Here is a 16,062-nt window from a genome sequence, read left to right as displayed (position 1 = left end):
CTCCATGACAGTCGAGGATTCCTGCGATGAGCCTGAAGATCCTGTCGGCGATCGTCGTGCCGCCTCATCTGGCGGTCAGCGGCGCCAGCAAGGCGGCGGAGAAGCTGAGCGTCGCGCTGCAGGCGCATGACCGCATCGACATCGCGAACATGGGCATGGCGAGCCGGGTCCCGATGGACCTGAGCAAGCCGGGCGAACGGATTGAGGTACGGACCTCCAGCCCCTTGGTCGGGCTCGACTCTCTCCTGCCCAACCGGGCGAAGACCCTGTTCTACCAGTCGAGCATCCCGGCGCTGATCCGTCACGGCTCCTACGATCTGGTGCACATCCACAACCCGATCCCGGCGCTGGAGATGATGCGGGTGGCCCGCGCCTGCGTGGCGAAGGGCGTGCCCTACGTGGTGTCCACCCACGGCTTCGTGGAGATCGGCAACCCGGCGGCTTTTCGGCGCATGGACGCGGCGCGGCGGCTGGCCTGGGACCTGCTGATCGACCGCCCCGTCCGCTACGTCGTCCGCAACGCCGCGGCGATCTGCGCGATCTCGCCGGTCGACCTGCCGATCGTCCGCGGCTTCGGCTTCCCGGGGGACGACATCGCCGTCATTCCCTATGGCGTCGATCGCCCGAGCGACTGGGGCGCCCCGACCCCGGCGGACCAGGACATCCACCGGAGGTTCGGCATCCCGGAGCGGGAGGAGGACGGCGGCCCCGTCACCGCCTTCTTCCTGGCCAACCACACGGCCAACAAGGGGCTGGGCGTGCTGCTCGACGCCTTCATGGGGCTGTCGATGCCGTTCCGCCTGATCGTCGGCGGCGAGAAGCGGGACTTCGTCGATTATGAGGCGTACCAGCGCCGCTGCGGGCCGGGCCAGACCATCCACCTCACCGGAAATCTGGCCGAGGCGGAGGTCGCCGCCATGTTCCGCCGCTCCGACCTGTTCGTCTTCCCGACCCTGGCCGACACCTTCCCCAACGTGATCCTGGAGGCGATGGCTTTCGGTGTTCCGGTTGTGACGACCCGGGTCGGCGGCATCCCCCATCAGGTCGACGACGGCTGCGCTGTGATCGTCGAGCCGGGCGACCCGCAGGCCCTGCGCGCCGCCGTCGAGCAATTGGCCGCGGACCCCGAACGGCGGGCGCGGATGGGCCGCCACGGCCGCCTGCGCGCCACCCAGCGCTTCGACTGGGCCGCCGCCGCCGCCGACACCCATCGGCTCTACGAGGCGGTGGTCCGCCGCCCGGCGGGCGCCGCCATCCTCAAGGCCGCCTGAACCCCTGCCCAACACCCCCTGCCCAACCGGTAAAAGCCGCAGCAATGGAGAAGACACCTATGGAAGGCAAGACGCTCGTGACCGGCGGGGCCGGCTTCGTCGGCTGCAATCTGGTCAAGAACCTGCTGGATGACGGGCGCGACGTCGTCGTCCTGGACGCCCTGCTGCGGCCGGGCAGCGAGCGGAACGCGGCGTGGCTGCAAACCCTCAACGCCGGCTCCCGCCTGACCTTCATGAAGGCCGACGTGCGCGACTTCGCCGCCGTCAAATCCTGCATGGCCGGGGCGGAGGAGGTCTACCACCTCGCCGGGCAGGTCGCGGTGACCTCGTCGCTGGACGACCCGCGCACCGACTTCGACATCAACGCGCTCGGCACCTTCAACGTGCTGGAGGCGGCGCGCCGCATGAAGACTCCGCCGAAGGTGGTCTTCACCTCGACCAACAAGGTCTATGGCGGGCTGGAGCATGTGGCGGTGGAGCAGACCGGCAGCCGCTACCGCTTCGTCGACCGCCCGCTCGGCGTCTCGGAGGCGGAGCCGCTGGACTTCCATTCACCCTACGGCTGCTCCAAGGGGGCGGCGGACCAGTATGTGCGCGACTACGCCCGCATCTACGACCTGCCGACCGTCGTCTTCCGGATGAGCTGCATCTACGGCCCGCGCCAGTTCGGCAACGAGGACCAGGGCTGGGTCGCCCATTTCATCATCTCGGCGCTGAGCGGGCGGCCCATCCACATCTACGGCGACGGCATGCAGGTGCGCGACGTGCTGTTCGTCGAGGATCTCGTGCGCGCCTTCCGCCTCGCCACCGAGAAGATCGAGGTCAGCCGCGGCCAGGTCTTCAACATCGGCGGTGGGCCGGAGAACACCATCTCGGTCTGGCGCGAGTTCGGGGAGATGCTGTCCACCCTGCGCGGCGCGCCGGTGGAGGCCGACTTCTCCGATTGGCGGCCCGGCGACCAGCCCTGCTACGTCAGCGACATCCGCAAGGCCGAGCAGGTCCTCGGCTGGCGCCCGCAGGTGGACCGCGACACCGGCATCCGCCGCCTGTGGGACTGGGCGGAACGTTATCTCGCTCAGAACGGCCTGCCGACGGACCAGACCCAGTTGGAACCGGGCCGCATCGCCCTCAGCGCGTAATCCCATTCCTGTGCGGTGGAGGAACCAATGGACGTTCTTGTAACGGGCGGGGCCGGATTCATCGGCTCCCACATCACGCACCGCCTCGTGTCGCTCGGCCACCGGGTGACGGTGATCGACAACGAGTCCACCGGGCTGCGCTCCAACGTGCCGGCGGAGGTCCGCTACATCCGCGGCGACGTCACCAACCCCGCCGATCTCGACAAGGCGTTCGAGGAGGTGCCCGACGCGGTGATCCACATCGCCGGGCAGGTGTCGATCATCCGCGCCTTCAGCAACCCGGTCGGCGACCTGCGCACCAACGTGGAGGGGACGGTGAACGTCCTTCAGCAGTGCGTGGAGCGCGGGGTGAAGCGCCTTCTCTACGCCAGTTCGATGAGCGCCTACGGCAACGCCGAGGTGGTGCCGACGCCGGAGGACACGCCCTGCTCCCCGGTGTCCTACTACGGGGTGACGAAATACGCGGGGGAGCGCTACGTGCATCTGACCGCGGCGCGGCCCGACCTGCCGGGCGGTCTGGCCGTCACCTCCTTCCGCATGTACAACGTCTACGGACCGCGGCAGGCGGTGGACAACCCCTATCAGGGGGTGCTGGGCATCTTCCTGGGCAACATCATCCGCGGCGAGCCGATCCGCATCTACGGCGACGGCGAGCAGACCCGCGATTTCGTCTTCATCGACGACGTGGTGGACGCCTGGGTCGGCGCGCTCGACAACCCGGCCAGCCACGGGAAGATCTTCAACCTCGGCAGCGGGCGGCAGACCAGCATCAGCGAACTGGCCGACCTTGCGCTGGGAGCGCTCGGCCGGACGCGGGCGGACCATCCCGTGCTCTACCACCCCGAACGTCCGGGTGAGCAGCGCAGCGTGCAGGCGGACGTGACCTACGCCGGGTCGGTGCTCGGCTGGACGCCGCGCACGCGGTTGGAGCAGGGGCTGGCGGAAACCGTGCGCTGGGCGCTGGGCGAGAGCGGGCAAGCGAACGGCATGGCGGAGCGCGCCGTGGCCTGACGGCCAACTTTCGAGCCGGCCAGGGATGGCTTCGGCAACGCCATCAAGCAACAGGAGTGGAATGATGCGGATCGCTGTTGTGGGGACCGGCTATGTCGGTCTCGTGTCCGGCGCCTGCTTTGCCGAATTCGGCATCGACGTGTGCTGTGTGGACAAGGACGAAACGAAAATCCGGCGCCTGAGGGGGGGCGAGATTCCCATCTACGAGCCCGGTCTCGACGTCCTCGTGGCGCGCAACATGGCGGCGGACCGTCTGTCCTTCACCTCCGACCTCGCGGTCGCCATGGAGGGGGCGGACGTGGTGCTGATCGCGGTCGGCACCCCCTCCCGTCCCGGCGACGGCGGGGCCGACCTGACCTACGTCCACGCCGCGGCGGCGGAGATCGCGCGGACCATGTCCCGCTACACGGTCATCGTGACCAAATCGACCGTTCCGGTCGGCACCGGGCGCCAGATCGCCGCGCTGGTGCGCGACATCAACCCGCGCGCCGAGTTCGACGTGGTGTCCAACCCGGAATTCCTGCGCGAAGGCTCGGCCATCGGGGATTTCATGCAGCCCGACCGCGTGGTGATCGGCGCCGACTCCGACCGTGCGCGGGCGGTGATGGACGCCCTCTACCAGCCGCTGATCCGCGCCGGGACGCCCTTCGTGCGCACCGGCATCGAGACGGCGGAGTTGACGAAATACTCGGCCAACGCCTTCCTGGCCTTCAAGATCACCTTCATCAACGAGGTGGCCGACCTGTGCGAGCGGGTGGGGGCCGATGTGCAGGACGTGGCAGCGGGCATGGGGCTGGACGGGCGCATCGGGCGTCCCTTCCTGAACGCCGGGCCGGGCTTCGGCGGCTCCTGCTTCCCCAAGGACACCGAGGCGCTGGTGCGCACCGGGCGGCAGCACGGTGCGCCGGTGCGGCTGATCGAAACGGTGGTGGACGTGAACCGGGCGCGCAAGCGGCTGATGGCCGGGCGGATCCTCCAGGCCTGTGGTCCGGACGCGGCGGGCAAGCGGATCGCCGTGCTGGGCATCACCTTCAAGCCCGACACCAACGACATGCGCGAGGCGGCGAGCCTGGAAATCATCCCGTTGCTTCAGGAGGCCGGCGTCACGGTCCATGCCTACGACCCCGCCGGCATGGAGGAGGGGCGCCACCTGCTGCCCGGCGTGGTCTGGCATGACGACGCCTACGCCCCGCTCGTCGAGGCCGACTGCGTCGCCATCCTGACGGAATGGAACGAGTTCCGCGCGCTCGACCTGGGCCGCGTCCGCAGCCTGATGCGTCGCCCGGTGATGGTCGATCTGCGCAACGTCTATGCCCCGGCGGCCATGGCGGCGGCGGGTTTCCACTATTGCTCCGTCGGGCGGCGCGATGTCTGGCCCGAGAGCCTGCGGCCCGACGCGGCGAAGCGGCGCAAGGCGGCGGAGGCCATGCTCCTCAGCAATGGTTTCGCGGCGGACTCCTGTGTCCTTCCCTTCTCCGGGCAGCTTGCTGCAGCCGCCTCCGACCTGGCTGATTGACGCGGGCGCGACGCCCGCCGACTCCGGTCACGCACCGGCGCCTTGAACGGGCCGTCCCCGCCCCGGCGGCGGCGGCCCCGCGCGGGGGCCGGCTGGGATCTCCCGATTCCGAAAGACACAGCCATGATTGGCTTGGACGCGCTGGCCGGCATCCGTCGAGAGTTCATGCCCCGTGCGCCCTCCGGCGCGCGGGGCGGCGCCGTTCCTCCGCAACCGGACGGGCGAACCGGCGGGCGGACACCGATCGCCGTGTTGCTGATCGACGACCGCTCCCTATTCGGCGAAAGCCTCGCCGCCGCCATCAACGCCTTCGCTCCGGACGTGGCGGTCAGCCACCGGCGCAGCGCCGCGGCGCTGGCCGACCTTCCCGCCGTCCTGCGCGGCGCCGACGTGGTTCTGGTGAGCATCGGGCGCGCCGATCCGGCCAAGGGCGGCGTCGGCCAGCTTCTGGATGCGCTGTCGGGAGGCGGGTCCCATCCCCCCGTGGCTGTTCTGGCCGACCGGCCCGGCGCGGCGGTGACCGCGGCGGCGGCGCGTCTCGGTCTGCGCGGGGTGCTGAGCGGACGGATGCCGCTGGCCGAGGTGATCGCCGCCCTGCGGCTGATCCACGGCGGCGGTACGGTCAGTCCCGATCCCGGCGCCGATCCTGGCTGAGCGCTTGCGGAACAGCAGGCTCGGCGGGTTGCCACGCCTTGCGCACGGCCTCGGCGCGGTTGGAGGCGCCTAGCGCCCGCAGGATTCCGCGCACATGAACCTTTGCCGTGTTCTCGCTGATCCCCAACTCCTGCGCGATGACGCGGTTCGATTTCCCCTCGCGCAGCCGTTGCAGAACGCCACGCTGACGCGCGGTCAGCGCCGCTCCGCCGGGCGGTGCGGGCGGTTCGTCCGCCGCCGCCTCGCAATGCTGCATCAGGCGGTGGAGGAAGGGGGAGGGGAAGAAGGTGCCGCCGCTCGCGACCAGACGAAGAGCCTCCTGTGCGACGGCGAGGCCGACGCTGGTCGGCAGACACCCCCGCACGCCCAGTCGGCTGGCTTCCAACGGCAGGTCCGCCTCTTCCCCGTCGGACAGGACGACCAGCGGCGTGCCGCCGAAGGCGCCGGCAACGTTGCGCAACGTCGCCAGGACGCTGCCGTTCGGCGGAGTCAGGCTGACGACGTTGCACAGCACGACGGCGGTTGGCGTTCCGGCGGCAAGCATCGCCTTCGCCTCGCCCAGCGATGCCGCGGTCCGCATTTGCAGGCTCGGGTCACGCAGGCTGAGGCCAGTGGACAGGCTTTCACGGGTCAACGGCGTTTCGTCCAGAAGAAGGGCCGCTATGGCCCGGCGCCCGTTCATCGGACCTGGGCCGCGCGCGGCGGCGCGGGGCGATGAAACCGCCTTCCCGCTCGATCCCATGAAGCCTATCTCCCGACCCCGTTTCCCTGGCCTTATGCTGCGCTGCACCCAAGCGCTCGTCAACGTCAATCCCGCGCAGAAATAACTACGTCGGACTTTGTCTTTACCTCCTATTTGAAGTATTTTCGTTTGAATCCTGTGTCTTCAGGAGAGGTTTCGATGATCGCCCTCCGGAAGCGCACCGTCTTGTCCTTGTGGCCTTTCCATTGGTCAGAGGGCGCTGTTCCCCGACTTGTGCCATTCGGGCCTGTTCTTTTGGTCGCAAAGCAGAAGGAGGCGGATGGCGGCTTCCCTCGTCCCGGCTGCGGGATAGGGTTGCATAAGCACGCCACGCCGCTCCCATCCTCACAAAGGCGTACGCGCCCTGCGAGGAGAAGCGTCATGGGCGCCGGAATAGGTACGGAATAAAACGTCGACCGGTCACAACCCTGCATCGAAGTGCGTATTTACCGGACCGGATGTTCTGGTAACGTTGAAAGCATCAAATGCAAACCGCGCAAGCATTCCTGATGATCTTCCAACACAAACAATCCATCTGGTCGGCAGGGAAAGGCGCTGAAAATGAAGAAAGTGAAATCTTTCCGAGTATCCGCGAGCGGACGCGCTCACCCGAAAATTGAAACCCTTTTGCCGATGAGGGCGGGCTGAGGCCTCCACACCGGTTTGAGGGGTGCGAAAAATGGCGTTTAACCAAAAGGGGGAGCGGATGACGACGGACATCAAGCAGCAATCGGGGATCGCTCCAGGGATCGCCCCAGGGATTTCGGTGGTCCTGGCGGACCCGAACAGCCTCACTCGGGATTGCTTTTCGCTTGGCCTCGGCACGCTGTGCCAGGACATGACCGTGCGATCGGTGGCCTCGCTGAAGGACGCCGCGGGAGTCCTGGCGCGGGACGGACGGACAGAGGTCGTGTTGTGCAACATCGGTGCGCAGATGGGCCTGAACGACGGTCTGTGCGCGGCCATCCGCGACGCGGTGTCGGCCTGCCTGCCGGTGCCGCTGGTGCTCATTTCGGACCGCGACGACGGCGGGATGATCCTGGAAAGCCTGCGCCTCGGCGTACGCGGCTACATCGTGCCCAACCTCGGGCTGGGAGTCATGCTGGAGGCGATCCGGCTGGTCGCCGCGGGGGGAACCTTCGTGCCGGCCACCTCCCTGCAATCGCTGATCGCGCCGGTGCCGGGCGGCATCGCCGTTCCGCAGACCCCGCCGCCGGGCGCTTCCCTGCCGGCGACGGACCGGATCGGCGGGCTGACGCCGCGGGAAATGGCCGTGCTGACCTGCATGCGGGAGGGCAAGTCGAACAAGCTGATCGCCTACATGCTGGGCATGTGCGAGAACACCGCCAAGGCCCATGTGCGCAACGTGCTGAAGAAGCTGGGCGCCACCAACCGGACGGAGGCCGCCTTCATGGCGCACGCCCATCTGTCCCGCGGCACGGTCCTGGAATCGAACCAGCCCTGATCGGTCGGTCCCGTGATGGAACGGTGCGGGATCCCGCCGCGCCGTTCTTTTGTGTTGCGCTCAGTTGTCTTCGCGCATGACGCGGCAGACCGCTTCCGTCCGGTTGGTGGCGCCGAGCCGCCGCAGGATGTTCCGGACATGCACTTTCACGGTGCTTTCCCGCATTCCCAACTCATGGGCGATGACCTTGTTCGGCTTGCCTTCCTGAAGGCATTCCAGGACGGCGAGTTGACGCGGGGTCAGTTGCGTCAGATGGGGCTTGCCGTTGGCCGCGGGCTCCGGGACGGATAAGGCGGCGTGAAGCATCGGGTCCGTCAACCCGGCTTGGTCGATGATCAACCGGTGCAGGATGGGTGCCGGAACGAAGATGCCACCCGCCGCGACCAGACGGATCGCCTCCAGCGCCATGGTCAAGCCGACGGTGGTGGAAATGTAGCCGTGCGCACCCTGGCGGATGGCCTCCAGCGCCGTCGAGGTCTCGTCGGAATCCGATAGCATGATGAGCGGGATGCCGTCCAGGACGGCGAGCAGTTCGGCCAGCCTCGGCCGGAAATCCGGATCGGAAGCGAGCCGCCCGCTGAAATTGGCCAGAGCCACATCCGGCGCTCCGTCCCGCCGCACCACGCTTTCCAGGTCGGCCAGCGACGCCGCCGTCAGCACCCGCACTCCCCGTCCGCACAGGTTGAGGCTGGTGGACAGGCTTTCCCGCGTCAGCGGCGTTTCGTCGTGCAGGATGGCGGTGACGCTCTGGTCCTCCCCCAGCGGCCGCGCTCCTCCGGACATCCGGTAATAGGACCCGAACGAGCCGGAGTCGTTCATCGGGGCGGCGGTCAGGCGCGTGGCGGCCAGGATGTGGTTGGATGCGAAGGATGTGACCGATGGGGCGCGGCGGAAGGCGTTGGGCAGGCGCGTTCCGTCTTTGCACGGCAACATACAAAATCTCCCTCAGCCACACGCCATGGACACGCCGCCGCAGGGAACCGCCCAGGATCGTCGCCAACGTCGCCGCCGACATCACCGGCGCGAAGACTTTGGCCCTATTCGATCAATGGAAACGGATCAAGCGCGGAGGCGTTGCTGCAAGAGGCCTGGACGACCGCTTCGATCCAATAACATCGCAGCCGCGTTTGACCGTCAATCGCAAACAAGATCATAATACTGTGCGCGGATATCCGCAAAGTACCTCCAAATTAGTAACTTTTTCAAAACTGTAACAGTGGCAGGGAAACCTACGCGTGATGACTTGATTAGATCTTTCTCTTTATGGAAGAGTTGGGGGAAGGAAAGATCATCGAACATTGTCCGTAGGGGCCGTGGAAGGGCAGCTCAGCGGCGTTTTCTGTGGAATGCCGGCGTTGACGATACCGCCCACTTCCTGACCTTGGGCACGGATGGCGTTCCAGTCGGCCTCCGCGTCGTTCCAGAACCAGATTCGCTCCTTCAGGTCTGCCAGATGGTAGCGGTTGGCGTAAAGCCGGTTCCCGGCGGCGACCACGGCGTTGTCGGCGTCCACGTCGGTGACGGCGCCGACCCGCGCGTCGGCGTTGCGGATGACGATGCGGTTGTCGAAGATCTCGTTGCCGACGGCGGGGGTGTAGGGGGCGCGGTCCTGGGACACCACCGTCACCGCGTTGCCGTAGCCGTTCGGCACGTCGATGTCGTTGCCGTAGACCCTCACGCCCCGCGCGCTGGAGATCAGGATCTGGGCGCCCCAGAACCAGCCCTGGCCGCGCTGCCCGTTGTCGGCGACCCGGTTGTTGCGGATCACCCCGTCGTAGCTGATCTCGTAGGTGATGCCGTTGTCGGCGTTGCCGAAGACCAGATTGTCCTCGATCACCAACCGGTGCACATCGATGTCGGCCCAGATTCCGGCGCCCACATTGTCGTGGACGCAATTGCCACGGATGAGTCCGCCGCCGCCGGATTCGGTGATCTTGCCGCCGCCGCCCTCCCAATGGAAATCGACGCCGGCATAGCCGTTGCGGGCGATCTCGTTGCCGGCGATCAGAAAGTCTGTTCCCGATCCGGAAAAGCCGGCGTGGCCATTGTCGAGGATGCGGTTGTCGAGGATGCGGCTGCCGTTGCCGGCGTTGACTCCGACGCCGTGGTTCAGGCGCAGGACGCTGTTGCGGACGGTCCAGCCTGGGCCGAATTCCGCGTCCACGGCGGCGGCCTGGATGGGGGCGGCGTATTTCTCGATGGTCAGATTCTGGATGACGACGCCCGACGCGGTTCCGCCGAAGGCGCGGGCGGTGACGCTGGTTTCCACCCGCCGCCCGGTGGGATCGTCGCCGATCACGATCTCGTCGGCGTCGTAGTCGAAGAACCAGCGCCCCGGCCCGACGGCGGACCGGCTGTCGACATGCAGCATCGGCGCGTCGTCGATGAACAGGTCCTCCGGGCGGGCGCAGCGGGGAAAGCCGGAGCGACAGAACTCCGCCGCGTTGACCCGGCCCTCCTGCGTCTGCCCGCGAGCGATCCAGATGGAGCCGCGGTGGACGAAGGCGGTGAGCCGGCGCGCTCCGCTCAGCACCGCGCCAGGGGCGCCCTCAAACCGGTTGCCGTTCTTGGGAACGATCGACTGCAAACGATGGATGCCCGCCTCCAGCCGGAAGCGCGTGCCGGGGGGATGGCGGTCCACCGCCGTCTGGATGTCGGCGCCGGGCCGCAGCGAGACGGTGGGGGGCTCCGCTCCCGTCGCCATCATCGGAAGACCGGCGAGCAGGAATGCCGCCGCAAGGCGGGCAGGGTGGCAGGCATGCCGCCGGGGCGGGGCGCGTCCGGTATCCATGGTGGCCTCGATGCGTCGTCCTGCAACGATGGGCGAAAACGCTAACACGCGGGTCCGGCAGCCAGAATCGTCAAACCGGACGATCGACCTTCGTCGCTTCCGGTTCTCGTTCGGAGGGAACCGGAGCGGTTACAGGCCGTTGCCCAAAGGCACCCCCAATCGTTCGAGAGCGTGCCATGGCCTCCCGCATCGAGGATTACGCCCTTCTGGGAGACTGCGAGACCGCAGCCCTGTTGTCCGCCGAAGGTTCCATCGATTGGCTGTGCTGGCCGCGCTTCGATTCCGACGCCTGCTTCGCAGCACTGCTGGGCACGCCGGAGAACGGCCGCTGGCTGCTGCGCCCGAGCGATCCAGATGCTCACACCACCCGGCGCTACCGCGGCGACAGCCTGATCCTGGAGACGGAGTTCGAGACGGCGGAGGGGGCCGTCACCATGATCGACTTCATGCCGCCGCGTGGCGAGGCGTCCGACATCGTACGCATCCTGCGCGGGCGGCGCGGGCGTGTCGCCATGCGGATGGACCTGACCCTGCGCTTCGGTTACGGGCACGTCGTGCCGTGGGTGACGCGGATCGGCCCGCACACCCTGCGCGCCATCGCCGGGCCGGACATGGTCGTCCTGCACACCAGCGCCCCGATCCACGGCGAGGACATGAGCACCGTCGCCGACTTCACCGTGACGGAGGGCGAAAGCATCAGCTTCGTGATGATCTATTCCCCCTCGCACTTGCCGTTGCCGCAGCCGGTCGATGCCGAGCAAGCGCTGACGGAGACCGAGCGCTTCTGGGCGGAGTGGAGCGGGCGTTGCACCTACAGCGGCCTCTGGCGGGACGCGGTGGTGCGCTCGCTGGTCACCCTTAAGGCGCTCACCTACCGTCCGACCGGCGGCATCGTCGCGGCGCCGACCACCTCCCTTCCCGAGCAACTCGGCGGGGTGCGGAACTGGGACTACCGCTACTGCTGGCTGCGCGACGCCACCCTCACCCTGCTGGCGCTGATGAACGCCGGCTACCTTCAGGAGGCGCGGGACTGGCGCGACTGGGGCCTGCGCACCATCGCCGGCAGCCCGCAGCAGATCCAGATCATGTACGGCATCGCCGGGGAGCGGCGCCTGCTGGAATGGGAGGTGCCCTGGCTGCCGGGCTACGAGGGGGCAAGCCCGGTCCGCATCGGCAACGCCGCGGCTCCCCAGCTCCAGCTCGATGTCTATGGCGAGATGATGGACGCGGCGCATCAGGCGCGGATGCGCGGCATCGAGATCAGGTCGGAAGGTTGGCAGGTCCAGTGCGCCTTGCTCGACCACATGGAATCGGTGTGGGACCAGCCCGACGAAGGCATCTGGGAGGTGCGCGGCGGCGCAAAGCACTTCACCCATTCCAAGGTGATGGCCTGGGTCGCCGTGGACCGCATGGTGAAGAGCGCGGAGAGGTTCGGCCTGAACGCGCCTTTGGACCGCTGGAAAGCGTTGCGCCGAGCCATTTTCGACGATGTCTGTGCCAAAGGCTATTCGAAGGAGCGGAACAGCTTCGTCCAGCATTACGGCGCCAGCCATGTCGACGCGGCGCTGCTGATGTTGCCGATGCTAGGCTTCCTGCCGGTGGACGATCCCCGCATCCAGGGCACCGTCGCCGCCATCGAGCGCGAACTGCTTCAGGACGGCCTTGTCATGCGCTACCGGACGGAGAGGACCGACGACGGGCTTCCCGACGGGGAGGGGGTGTTTCTCGCCTGCTCCTTCTGGCTGGCTGACGTCTATGTGCTCCAGGGGCGTCAGGCAGAGGCCGAGGCGCTGTTCAACAGGTTGCTCGCCCTGCGCAACGATCTGGGTCTGCTGTCGGAGGAGTACGACACGACGGCGAAGCGGCTGGTCGGCAACTTCCCGCAGGCCTTCTCGCACATCGCGCTGATCAACACCGCCTTCAACCTGACCCGCGCGGAGAAGCCGGCGGAGCAGCGGAAGGATGGAGACTGACGGCGGACAGGAAAAGCCCCTCCCACCGGTAAGGGCGGGAGGGGCGCGTTGGGTACGGTCAGCGGTTGGTGCTGCCGGAGGTGCTGGAGCGGCTGGTGCTGTCCGTGGTTCCGGAAGTCCCGCTCATACCGGTACCGCTCATGCCGGTCCCGGAGGTGCTGGAGGTTCCGGACGTGCCCGTTGTGGACCCGCTCATGCCGGTGCTTCCCATCCCCGAGCCACTCATGCCGGTGCCGGAAGACCCGGTGCCGCCAAGCCCGGCCATCGCCGACGCCCCGGCGGTGGTGCCGGTGCCGCCGAAGGTCCGCTCGCGGACGCGCAGATTGTTCTGCACATGGCGGACGCCGGAAATGGTCTCGGCCATGTCCTCGGCGCGGCGCTTGGTCCGGCGGTCGCCCACCGTGCCGCTCAGCGTGACCTCGCAATTGCTGACGGTCACGTCGATTTCCGACGCGTCGATGTAGGGGTCATCGGTCAGGCGATCGTTCACATCCTCGCGGATGCGATCGTCGGAGCGGGTGTAGCCGCGCGGCCCGCGGCCCCGGTGGTGCTGGGCGCCGGGATCGTCGTTGCGGGCATCCATGCGGCGGCGGCGTTCCGCGTCCTCGTCGCCGAACCAGGAGGCCATCTCGTCGCCCGCCCGTTCGAAGAAACCGCGCTCCTCGTTGCGGCCGTAGCCGCTGCCGCCACTGTAGCCCATCCGGCCATAGTCGCGGTTCCCGTAGTCACGGCTGCTGTAGTCGCGGTTTCCGGTGCCGCGCGACCCGTAATCCATGCCGCCATAGTCGCGGCTGCCGTAATCACGGCCGCCATAGGCTCCGCTGCCGTAATCGGAACGTCCGAAGCCGCCACGGTAGCCGAAGTCCTGGCCGTAGTCGCCACGGTCCTCGTAGCTCTGACGATCCTCGCGGGAGCGCCAGTCGCGCTGGCCCTGGCCGAAGGAACCCCGGGACCCATAATCGCGGCCGTAGTCGCGATTGCCGGAGCCTTGACCATAGGTGCCCTGGCCGTAGCTTTGACCATAGGAGCCTTGACCGTAATCGCCCCGACCTTCCTGCTGGCGCCAATAGTCGCGGCCGTAGTCGAAGCCTTCGCGACCCTGGCCCTCGTAGCCGTAGCCGGGCTGGCGGCCACCGCCACCCATCATGCCGGAACGGCCGGACTGGCCCGATCCGGACTGGCCCCAATTCGATTGACCGAACTCGTCACGGCCACGGTTCTGATACGAACCGGCGCTCCACTCGCGGCTTTCGCCGCGTTGGCGGTCGCGCTCCCACCGATCGTCGTCGCGGCGGGTGCCCGGGTCGTTCCTCCACCTGGATTCATAGTCGGACATGGGATGCTCCCCATTTGGACAGTGCCCGTTCGCCGGGCGTCCGCAAACAACAGGGGAGGCGGCGAAGGATCGCGGACCGGCGGTGGCTTTGCCATGTCTTTGGTGGTGTCTTTGCCATGCGCTCCACACAGGCCAGCCAACCGAGGCGCCCTCGGGAGCCCGCAAACGCCCGCAATTCCACCATCCGCGCCCCCCCGCCGGCGCGACGCGCGAAGGCCGCAAAAAATCAGGCGATGGCGCCCCCTTGAACGCCGCGGCGAAGGAAACATATGTGCAACATCGCCGGCGGATGGCCGTAACCTTCGGGTGACCGACCGGCGAACCCTTTTCCGGGTCGTGATTCAGCGGTTGACCGGCGTCGTCATCTGGATTACTGGCTCGAACACCGCTCTCCCTGGCCGGTGCGGCCGGCTGCCTCGACCCATCCCCACGGTCCTGGCGCCGCCGATGGCCGGGGAGACCCCCGAGATCCGCATCGACACGCGATGCACGCCCGTCCGGCAGCGTTGAATGCCGGCTGAGATGTCGTGAAGCAAGAAGGACGTATGACGTTTGATAACAAGCGCCGCCGCGCGGCGCCCAAGGGCGGCAACCGCCCGAACTCGAATTTTGGCGGCAACCGCCCGAACACGATTGTTGGCGATGTGCGCAGCGGCAAGTCCGGCGGCCCGCGTTTCCAGAAGAACCAGAACCCCAAGCCCTACGAGCGCCCGAAGGCGACCCGCCCGCCGGGCGCGCCGGTTCCCGGCCCGGTGCCGGGCAATGACGAGATCCTGTTCATCCCGCTCGGCGGCTGCTCGCGCATCGGCATGAACATGGCGCTCTACGGCCATGCCGGGAAATGGCTGATCGTGGACGCCGGCGTCGCCTTCATGGGCGACGAGGCGCCGGGCGTCGACAGCCTGATGGCCGATCCCTCCTTTATCGAGGAGCGGATGGACGAGGTGGTCGGGCTGGTCGTCACCCACGCCCACGAAGATCACATCGGTGCCATCCACCATCTGTGGCCGGGGCTGGAATGCCCGATCTACGCGACCCCCTTCGCCGCCCACGTCATCCGTGAACGGCTGAAGGAGTCCGGCGGCCTGCGCCACGCCCGCATCCGGGTTTTCGAGCCGGGCGCGGCCTTCGAGATCGGCCCCTTCGGCATCGAGACCATCACCGTCACCCACTCGATCCCGGAGCCGGTGTCGGTGGCGATTCACACCAAGGCCGGCACGGTCCTGCACACCGGCGACTGGAAGTTCGACCCGCACCCGCTGGTCGGCCCGACCATGGACCTGGACGCGCTGAAGCGTCTGGGCGACCGCGGCGTGCTGGCGATGATGTGCGACAGCACCAACGCCAACGTCGACGGCACCACCGGTTCGGAGGCGGACGCCCGCGCCGGCCTGATCGAGGCCTTCGCCGGGCGCAAGGGCGCCATCGCGGTGACCGGCTTCGCGTCCAACGTCGCGCGCATGCAGGCGGTGGCCGAGGCAGCGGCGGCCCACGACCGCAAGGTGGTGCTGGTCGGCCGGTCGATGCTGCGCATGGAGAAGGCGGCCCGCGCCAGCGGCTATCTGGAGAAGGCTCCGGAGTTCATCTCCATCATGGAAGCCTCCTGGACTCCGCGCCGGAACCTCGTGTTCCTGTGCACCGGCAGCCAGGGCGAGGAGCGGGCGGCGCTCAGCCGGCTGGCCCGCGATGGCCACCGTGAGCTGTGGCTGGAGAGCGGCGACACGGTGATCTTCTCCGCCCGCGCCATTCCCGGCAACGAGGTGGTGCTGGCCGACGTGCAGGACCATCTGAAGGCTAAGGGCGTGACGGTGGTGACCCCCGCCGATGCGCCGGTGCATGTGTCGGGCCACCCGAAGCGGGACGACCTGATCCGCATGTACGACCTGATCCGCCCGCGCTTCTCCGTGCCGGTGCACGGCACCATCGAGCATCTGGAGGCCCACGCCCGCCTTGCCCGCGCCTGCGGCGTGGAACGGGCGCTGGTTCCGGAGGACGGCGACATCCTGCGGATCGCACGGGAAGGCACCGCGGTGATCGGCCATATGGAGGCCAAGCGCCTCGCCAACACCGGGCGCGAGCTGATCCCCTGGACGGGTCTGCCCGTCGCGGAGGACGCGGACGCCCTGGCCGAAGCCATGGAATCGATGGCCGCCTGACGCGGCCA

Annotated in this window: 12 protein-coding genes; 8 read left to right on the top strand and 4 right to left on the bottom strand. The window is 68.0% G+C overall.

The annotated features are described in order from the left end of the window. The first annotated feature begins 26 nt into the window (after positions 1-26). The 5 genes from ACWPXE_RS02855 to ACWPXE_RS02835 all read left to right on the top strand — a co-directional run bounded on the left by ACWPXE_RS02855 (position 27) and on the right by ACWPXE_RS02835 (position 5,591). The gene (locus ACWPXE_RS02855) at positions 27-1,271 is read left to right on the top strand and encodes a glycosyltransferase family 4 protein (protein ID WP_454016609.1); all 1,245 of its coding nucleotides are present in this window, start codon (positions 27-29) and stop codon (positions 1,269-1,271) included. Between the two features lie 59 nt (positions 1,272-1,330). Further along, on the top strand, positions 1,331-2,410 hold the full coding sequence (locus ACWPXE_RS02850) for a GDP-mannose 4,6-dehydratase (protein ID WP_237907329.1): 1,080 nt from the start codon (positions 1,331-1,333) through the stop codon (positions 2,408-2,410). Positions 2,411-2,437: 27 nt separating this feature from the next. After that, positions 2,438-3,421: an SDR family NAD(P)-dependent oxidoreductase gene (locus tag ACWPXE_RS02845; RefSeq protein WP_454016608.1), complete on the top strand. Its 984-nt coding sequence runs from the start codon at positions 2,438-2,440 to the stop codon at positions 3,419-3,421. A 64-nt stretch (positions 3,422-3,485) separates the two neighbouring features. Next, a complete protein-coding gene (locus tag ACWPXE_RS02840) occupies positions 3,486-4,937 on the top strand; it encodes a UDP-glucose dehydrogenase family protein (protein WP_454016607.1) in 1,452 nt (483 codons plus the stop codon). Between the two features lie 123 nt (positions 4,938-5,060). Next, positions 5,061-5,591, top strand: a complete 531-nt coding sequence (locus ACWPXE_RS02835) for a DNA-binding response regulator (RefSeq protein ID WP_454016606.1) — start codon at positions 5,061-5,063, stop codon at positions 5,589-5,591. Here the strand turns inward: ACWPXE_RS02835 and ACWPXE_RS02830 are convergent. Beyond that, the gene (locus ACWPXE_RS02830) at positions 5,560-6,333 is read right to left on the bottom strand and encodes a response regulator transcription factor (protein WP_454016605.1); all 774 of its coding nucleotides are present in this window, start codon (positions 6,331-6,333) and stop codon (positions 5,560-5,562) included. The genes ACWPXE_RS02835 and ACWPXE_RS02830 overlap by 32 nt on opposite strands. A 706-nt stretch (positions 6,334-7,039) precedes the next feature. On the opposite strand from ACWPXE_RS02830, the gene ACWPXE_RS02825 reads away from it, so the two are divergent. After that, positions 7,040-7,798 (top strand): LuxR C-terminal-related transcriptional regulator, encoded by a 759-nt coding sequence (locus tag ACWPXE_RS02825; protein WP_454016604.1) that lies wholly within the window; start codon positions 7,040-7,042, stop codon positions 7,796-7,798. A 60-nt stretch (positions 7,799-7,858) separates the two neighbouring features. Here ACWPXE_RS02825 and ACWPXE_RS02820 read toward each other — a convergent pair whose 3' ends face one another. Both ACWPXE_RS02820 and ACWPXE_RS02815 read right to left on the bottom strand, forming a co-directional pair. Continuing rightward, positions 7,859-8,731: a LuxR C-terminal-related transcriptional regulator gene (locus ACWPXE_RS02820; protein WP_454016603.1), complete on the bottom strand. Its 873-nt coding sequence runs from the start codon at positions 8,729-8,731 to the stop codon at positions 7,859-7,861. Between the two features lie 355 nt (positions 8,732-9,086). Then, on the bottom strand, positions 9,087-10,589 hold the full coding sequence (locus ACWPXE_RS02815) for a right-handed parallel beta-helix repeat-containing protein (RefSeq protein ID WP_454016602.1): 1,503 nt from the start codon (positions 10,587-10,589) through the stop codon (positions 9,087-9,089). 176 nt (positions 10,590-10,765) lie between these two features. On the opposite strand from ACWPXE_RS02815, the gene ACWPXE_RS02810 reads away from it, so the two are divergent. After that, positions 10,766-12,562: a glycoside hydrolase family 15 protein gene (locus ACWPXE_RS02810; protein ID WP_454016601.1), complete on the top strand. Its 1,797-nt coding sequence runs from the start codon at positions 10,766-10,768 to the stop codon at positions 12,560-12,562. 58 nt (positions 12,563-12,620) lie between these two features. On the opposite strand, the gene ACWPXE_RS02805 is transcribed toward ACWPXE_RS02810, so the two are convergent. Further along, entirely contained in the window at positions 12,621-13,898 is a 1,278-nt protein-coding gene (locus ACWPXE_RS02805; RefSeq protein ID WP_454016600.1) for a BON domain-containing protein, read from the bottom strand. A gap of 545 nt (positions 13,899-14,443) precedes the next feature. Between ACWPXE_RS02805 and ACWPXE_RS02800 the strand changes: the two genes are divergently transcribed. Further along, positions 14,444-16,054 (top strand): ribonuclease J, encoded by a 1,611-nt coding sequence (locus ACWPXE_RS02800; protein ID WP_237907319.1) that lies wholly within the window; start codon positions 14,444-14,446, stop codon positions 16,052-16,054. Positions 16,055-16,062 lie beyond the last annotated feature (8 nt).

This window comes from Azospirillum sp. Marseille-Q6669 (genome assembly GCF_965111635.1).
The sequence above is the reverse complement of the archived record's forward strand: the minus strand, read 5'-3'. Positions and strand labels throughout refer to the sequence as shown.

Bases quoted from the DNA above. Each gene is read 5' to 3' on its own strand.
- ACWPXE_RS02855 (WP_454016609.1), top strand. From the start codon at position 27: ATGAGCCTGAAGATCCTGTCGGCGATCGTCGTGCCGCCTCATCTGGCG.
- ACWPXE_RS02850 (WP_237907329.1), top strand. From the start codon at position 1,331: ATGGAAGGCAAGACGCTCGTGACCGGCGGGGCCGGCTTCGTCGGCTGC.
- ACWPXE_RS02845 (WP_454016608.1), top strand. From the start codon at position 2,438: ATGGACGTTCTTGTAACGGGCGGGGCCGGATTCATCGGCTCCCACATC.
- ACWPXE_RS02840 (WP_454016607.1), top strand. From the start codon at position 3,486: ATGCGGATCGCTGTTGTGGGGACCGGCTATGTCGGTCTCGTGTCCGGC.
- ACWPXE_RS02835 (WP_454016606.1), top strand. From the start codon at position 5,061: ATGATTGGCTTGGACGCGCTGGCCGGCATCCGTCGAGAGTTCATGCCC.
- ACWPXE_RS02830 (WP_454016605.1), bottom strand. From the start codon at position 6,333: ATGGGATCGAGCGGGAAGGCGGTTTCATCGCCCCGCGCCGCCGCGCGC.
- ACWPXE_RS02825 (WP_454016604.1), top strand. From the start codon at position 7,040: ATGACGACGGACATCAAGCAGCAATCGGGGATCGCTCCAGGGATCGCC.
- ACWPXE_RS02820 (WP_454016603.1), bottom strand. From the start codon at position 8,731: ATGTTGCCGTGCAAAGACGGAACGCGCCTGCCCAACGCCTTCCGCCGC.
- ACWPXE_RS02815 (WP_454016602.1), bottom strand. From the start codon at position 10,589: ATGGATACCGGACGCGCCCCGCCCCGGCGGCATGCCTGCCACCCTGCC.
- ACWPXE_RS02810 (WP_454016601.1), top strand. From the start codon at position 10,766: ATGGCCTCCCGCATCGAGGATTACGCCCTTCTGGGAGACTGCGAGACC.
- ACWPXE_RS02805 (WP_454016600.1), bottom strand. From the start codon at position 13,898: ATGTCCGACTATGAATCCAGGTGGAGGAACGACCCGGGCACCCGCCGC.
- ACWPXE_RS02800 (WP_237907319.1), top strand. From the start codon at position 14,444: ATGACGTTTGATAACAAGCGCCGCCGCGCGGCGCCCAAGGGCGGCAAC.